Origin of the sequence: Faecalibacterium sp. An192 (assembly GCF_002160175.1) — a bacterium.
Taxonomy (GTDB): Bacteria; Bacillota; Clostridia; order Oscillospirales; family Ruminococcaceae; genus Faecalibacterium.
On the sequence record NZ_NFKB01000138.1, the window covers coordinates 1 to 902 of the forward strand.

2 protein-coding genes and 2 tRNA genes are annotated in these 902 nt (G+C 45.0%); all 4 read right to left on the minus strand.

The features are described 5' to 3' along the window. Positions 1-67: 67 nt before the first annotated feature. The 4 genes from B5F27_RS16295 to B5F27_RS16310 all read right to left on the minus strand — a co-directional run bounded on the left by B5F27_RS16295 (position 68) and on the right by B5F27_RS16310 (position 785). Positions 68-301 carry a hypothetical protein gene (locus B5F27_RS16295; protein WP_087369074.1) on the minus strand — a complete coding sequence of 78 codons (234 nt, stop codon included), beginning with the start codon at positions 299-301 and terminating at the stop codon, positions 68-70. A gap of 2 nt (positions 302-303) precedes the next feature. Continuing rightward, on the minus strand, positions 304-639 hold the full coding sequence (locus B5F27_RS16300; RefSeq protein WP_144066575.1) for a hypothetical protein: 336 nt from the start codon (positions 637-639) through the stop codon (positions 304-306). Then, positions 632-707, minus strand: a tRNA-Lys gene (locus B5F27_RS16305). Before B5F27_RS16305 ends, B5F27_RS16300 begins: the two co-directional genes overlap by 8 nt. 3 nt (positions 708-710) lie before the next feature. Continuing rightward, a tRNA-Glu gene (locus B5F27_RS16310) sits at positions 711-785 on the minus strand. Positions 786-902 lie beyond the last annotated feature (117 nt).

The following is a 902-nucleotide window of genomic DNA, read 5'->3' on the forward strand; positions in this document are numbered from 1 at the left end:
TTTATATGTGCCACAGGGGTGTCGCTTTAGGGCGGTGAGGTGTCGCTGGCTCTCCGGCAGGGTGTCGCTAAAACTCCGTGCAGGTGTCGCTCAGCGTCCGATTTTTGCAGTCGTGCCGCAACTGACATTGTGCAAAACCAATCGGAATATTCTTTTCATACTTTAAGAAAAAACGAGATTCTCCATTGGACATAATCCCTGAAAACTCGTGAAATAAGTCTTCTACCGAATGATTCTGCCATAGTAACGCCGCCAGATTTGTCAACACTTCCAAATCATTAACTTCTGCTGATTTTACCATGTTCATTCCCTCTTTTCAATGCGTGCATTGCTTTTAAGCAGGATTTTATTTGTTTCGTATAAATGGCTTTTCACGTCAAAACGAACTAAGTCTGAATACACCGCAGGCTCTCGGCAGGCCTTTCCCCATGTTTCCTGCTCCCGATACGCTCTCATGGGATCCATGTCAAACTTTTCAATCAAAGTATCTTCCAAAATATCATTGGCCTTTATAATCGCATTGTCCAGGCAATTTCCGTTTTCATCAAACATCACTGGGGAAAAACAGATGTGCAGCTCCTTTTTTCTAAAAAGAAAAGACACAAAATCTTTCGATCTTGCGTCTTTCTGTTGGTGCACCTCCAGGGACTCGAACCCTGGGCCCACTGATTAAGAGTCAGTTGCTCTACCAACTGAGCTAGAGGTGCATATGGTGACCCGTACCGGAATCGAACCGATGTTAAAGGCGTGAGAGGCCTCTGTCTTAACCGCTTGACCAACGGGCCATATAAAAACCATCAGAATACGGTTTCAATATTCTGATGGATGAGAGAAGCCGGCATCTACCTATTTTCACAGGCCGTGTCCAGCCAACTATCTTCGGCACAAGTGAGCTTAACTTC